At 68.2% G+C, this 4,112-nt stretch carries 4 protein-coding genes and 1 pseudogene; 2 read left to right on the forward strand and 3 right to left on the reverse strand.

Features of this window, described 5'->3' with window-relative positions:
* Window positions 1-437: pseudogene (locus Rhe02_RS49180) on the forward strand (hypothetical protein); the annotation flags it as partial.
* On the opposite strand, the gene Rhe02_RS49185 reads toward Rhe02_RS49180, so the two are convergent.
* Window positions 427-1,062, reverse strand: a complete 636-nt coding sequence (locus tag Rhe02_RS49185) for an SAM-dependent methyltransferase (RefSeq protein ID WP_203915509.1) — start codon at window positions 1,060-1,062, stop codon at window positions 427-429. The pseudogene Rhe02_RS49180 and the gene Rhe02_RS49185 sit on opposite strands and share 11 nt — an antisense overlap.
* 36 nt (window positions 1,063-1,098) lie before the next feature.
* Window positions 1,099-1,806, reverse strand: a complete 708-nt coding sequence (locus Rhe02_RS49190; RefSeq protein WP_203915510.1) for a GNAT family N-acetyltransferase — start codon at window positions 1,804-1,806, stop codon at window positions 1,099-1,101.
* A 30-nt stretch (window positions 1,807-1,836) separates the two neighbouring features.
* Here Rhe02_RS49190 and Rhe02_RS49195 point away from each other — a divergent pair, with 30 nt between their 5' ends.
* Window positions 1,837-3,030: a low temperature requirement protein A gene (locus tag Rhe02_RS49195; RefSeq protein ID WP_203915511.1), complete on the forward strand. Its 1,194-nt coding sequence runs from the start codon at window positions 1,837-1,839 to the stop codon at window positions 3,028-3,030.
* On the opposite strand, the gene Rhe02_RS49200 is transcribed toward Rhe02_RS49195, so the two are convergent.
* Window positions 3,017-3,364, reverse strand: a complete 348-nt coding sequence (locus tag Rhe02_RS49200; protein ID WP_203915512.1) for a hypothetical protein — start codon at window positions 3,362-3,364, stop codon at window positions 3,017-3,019. The two genes, Rhe02_RS49195 and Rhe02_RS49200, sit on opposite strands and share 14 nt — an antisense overlap.
* Between the last annotated feature and the right edge of the window lie 748 nt (window positions 3,365-4,112).

Genomic DNA, 4,112 nt, shown 5'->3' on the forward strand with positions numbered 1-4,112 from the left:
TCACCGCCGGGTGCTGGCGAGAGCTGGCCGAGCCGATGACCGCCAGCACCGCAAGCATGCGGCTCAACCTGCGCCCGCAGGAGCTGCTATGGCGCGGCCCGTTCACCGAGCCGCAGAGCGCGGCCGGCCCGCTGTGGGCCGAGTCGGGTTGTCAGCTGCACGAGCCGTGGATGGAGTACTACGCCGGCGGCGGGTTCGTCCCGTTTGGACAGATCCACGGGCACTCGGCCATCGTCAGCTACACCGACCACAGCTGGCACGCCGCCGAGAAGATCCGCCAGCGGGCCTGCGCCGACTGGCGGGCGCGGCAGTTCCGGGTGCGGATAGGCGGGCGTCAGTTCATCGGCGTCGACCCCAAACACGGCAAAGCCGGTGCGCCGCAATGGCAACCCCTGATCCTGGAGGACGCCGAGGTGATCGCCGCGGCTATTGCCTAGACGGCATGAAGGTGAACATGTGCCCGCCAAGCTCCAGGTCGCAAGGCTCGCCGGTGTAGCGGTGCACGCCCACGCCGAAGTCCAAGCCGTGCTCGGAAAGCCACACCCCGGCGAAGTCGTTGCCCTCGAACCATTCACAGATCCTCGGCACCATGTCCGGCTCGCGCCGGTGCCTGGTCCAGATCACCCGGCCACCGGGCTTGCAGAGCTGCGCGCAGTAAATGGAGACGGTGCGCTCGATGTCCTCATCGCTGATGTTGCCGAACACCCCGCACAGCAGAACGAGATCGGCCGGGGCCATCCCGCGGTAGTGATTGGTTGGCCCGGCATCGGCCACGATCACCTGGACCGCGCCCAGCCCGGCCGCGGCGGCCGCGGCGCGGGCCACCCCAGCGTTGCGCTCGTCCAGCTCGATCAAGCGGGCGGCCACATCGTTGCGGCGCGGATGGTCCCGCAGCACGCCGATCAGGTCATCGCCCTGCCCGGCACAGGCGCTGACCACCCGGATCAGGCCGGGCGGGCACGCGTCCAGCGCCGAGCGCACCTGATCCCGGACCATCTCAAGGCGCTGGGAGAGCTCCGACTCGGGGTCGGCGTAGCTCTCGTGCCACCGGTGCCAATCCATCCCGGCATGCTAGCGAAGGTTCTTCAGATTGGCGGGTCACAGGCCGATCAGGGGCAGCACGTCGTGATAGCCCAGCCGCAGGTAGATGCGGGTCGCGACCTCGTTGCCGGCCATCACGCCCAGGCAGCACAAGCCGTATGAGGTGACCAGGCGCGTGGTCAACGCGGCCGAGACGGCGGCCGCCAGACCCCGGCCGCGATGCGCCGGGTGCACCGCGACCCCGCCGATCATTCCCGTGCTGGGTGGCGCGTCGCTGCCGGGTGGGCGGGTGCTGCGGTCGGCACCGCACGCCACTAGCTGGCGGCCGGCCCAGATGCCGTACCACGAAAGAACAATCGGATCGCCGGGACGCACCGAACTGTCGGGGAAACCTTCGTCGAGGAGACCGTTTACCGCTTCCATGTCGTGCACCTGCACCACCTCGTCCTGGCCCGGCTGAGGTGGCGCAACGCTGGTGGTCCACCGGAAGTCCCACGCGTCGGCGGAATGCTGGGCCTGGGCGCGGCGCACGTTGGTGCGCTTGACCGGCCCGCGCAGGTCGTGTGCGGCGGCGACCAGATGCCTGACCGAGTCGTCCGGCCCGAACCCGTGGGCAAGCCGCCCGAAGTGGGTGTCTCCCCACCACAGCACCGCGTCGTGGGTGGCCAGCCCGGCCGCGTTCGCCATCATCCCGGTACTGAATCGGCCGTAGACATGCCCATCGAGTGCCCTGGTCACGTCCTCGGCACCGGTCAAGTGGATCACTCGGTGATGATACTCAGTAGACTCACGCGGGTGACCACGCAGACACCCACCGGACCAGGCCACGGCAGCAGCGTCATCGGCTATCTGCCGCTGGTGGCCCGCAACCGCGACGAGGCGCATCGCTCGGCCACCCCGCTGGAGCTCTTCTTCGACCTGTGCTTCGTGGTCGCGGTCGCCCAGGCTGGGCAGCGGCTCGTGCATTCGGTGGCAGAGGGCCACTTCGGGCACGGCATCGCCGGCTACCTGGTCGTCTTCTTCGCCATCTGGTGGGCGTGGATGAACTTCACCTGGTTCGCCTCCGCATACGACAACGACGACGTCCTCTACCGCATCGCCACGCTCGTGCAGATCGCCGGGGTGCTGGTGCTCTCCGCCGGGATCGCGCGCGCCTTCGAAGGCGACTTCACCGTGGCCGTCATCGGCTACGTGATCATGCGGGCTCCCCTTATCTGCCAATGGTTGCGGGCCGCCGCTGGGGAGACCGGCCCGGCCCGCAGCACCGCGCTGCGCTTCGCCGCCGGGCTGCTGATCGTGCAGATCGGGTGGGTGCTGCTGCTCCTGCTGCCGCAGTCGACGTGGTTCTGGGGTTTCTTTCCGCTCGCCATCGCCGATCTCGCGGTGCCGTGGATCGCCGAGCGCCCCCACCCGACCAGCTGGCACCCGCACCACATCGCCGAACGCTACGGCCTTTTCACCATCATCATGCTGGGCGAAACCATCGCCGCCGCGACCGTCGCCGTGCAGTCCGCTTTGGACAAATCCTCAGTGAGCACCCTGTTGCCGATCGCCGGCGGCGGGCTGCTCATCGTCTTCGCCGCCTACTGGATATATTTCGCCGCGCCGATCCACGAATATCTCGCCTCAAACCGGCAAGGCTTCCTTTGGGGGTACGGCCACTACGTCATCTTCGCTTCGGCTGCCGCGATCGGCGCGGGCCTGGAGGTCGCCGTCGAACACGCCGTCCATGTCGCCCACATCTCCGCCTTCGCCGCGGCCGCCGCGGTCACGCTGCCCTCCGCGCTGTTCCTGATCAGCGTCTGGATGCTGCACTCAAGGCACTTCAAAAGCGGCCTCGCGGAGCAACTCGTGCTCCCGGTCAGCGCCGCGCTCGTGCTCGCCTGCACCTTCGCCGGCGCCGCCGCCGTCCCCCTGGCCGGCCTGGTCTGCGTGGCCGCCGTCGCCCTCGGCGTCTACCTGCACACCCGCCCGGTCACCCCACCCTGACCTTGCCATCCAGCCTCGGCCGCGGATTCCCTTCCACCGCAACACAAATCCCAAAGACCCGCGCATAGGTCGTCCACCCGTTGACCCGGCCACGGTTGTTGCTGATCTGCACCCGCCCCGAGCGCGGATCCACCGATGAGACCAGGTGCAGGTAGACCGTGCCCGCCACCCGGGCCAACACGATGTCGCCCACCTCGACCTTCGCCGGATCCACCGGCGCGACCGAGACCTGCTGACGGCTCCGGATCAGCGGCACCATCGAAGAACCACTAGGCCGGAACTCCACCGTCTTCCCGCCCGCCACCCGCGCCGCAACGCCGTCCAACATTCCCATCGCCAGCCAGTCTCGGCCAGCACCCCCTCCCCCGCCACCAAATATCAGCGACGCCGCAAAACATGTGAGCATTGCTGACCCAGTCAGCACCAACCTGATCCACCACTCGGTCAAACTCACGAACACCGGTCAACCCCGGTCTCCTCAAGCAGCTCGCGGTGAGCGGCAGTCACCGCGTCTTCCCTAGGCTCCAGCCTGGCTCCACGTGCGCATCGTGACTGCGATGCTGCATCAACACCCGCCCGACCCGGTCAGTGCAAACAATGATCGCGACCTCGTGATTGCACCTGCTGTGGCTGGTGCTCCCGCTGGGCTTGCCGCGGCCGCGAGTTGCGCGGCTGGTGCCGGGCTGGTGGGCATTGCTTTCGCCGCACCTTTGCTCTGCACCCATACACACACATTGATCATGGAGGTGCGTCTATGGGTGCAGAGCAAAGCTCGCAGCAACCCATACCCCTGCCAGCGGTTCCCGCTGTCGATCGGTCGCGGCGGAGAAAGAACCGGTCACACCAACGCCGGCGGTGAGGGGGCGTGCCAGCTGCATCAACGCAGCGAGGCAGAGACGTAGCTGCCACCAGAACAGTAGGCAGCCCGCGGCCGAGCAGAGGCGAGGCCCCTCGGCTAAGGCGAAGCCCCGGGGGCGGCCTGGCAACACTGAAAGACCACCGAGAACACAGCAAGCCCCCAGGCGGGTCCTTGCCGCACCGCAGCGCACGATCAGGCTTGCCCACATCAGCGCCGGCACCAA

It is taken from the genome of Rhizocola hellebori, assembly GCF_016862955.1.
Classification (GTDB): domain Bacteria; phylum Actinomycetota; class Actinomycetes; order Mycobacteriales; family Micromonosporaceae; genus Rhizocola; species Rhizocola hellebori.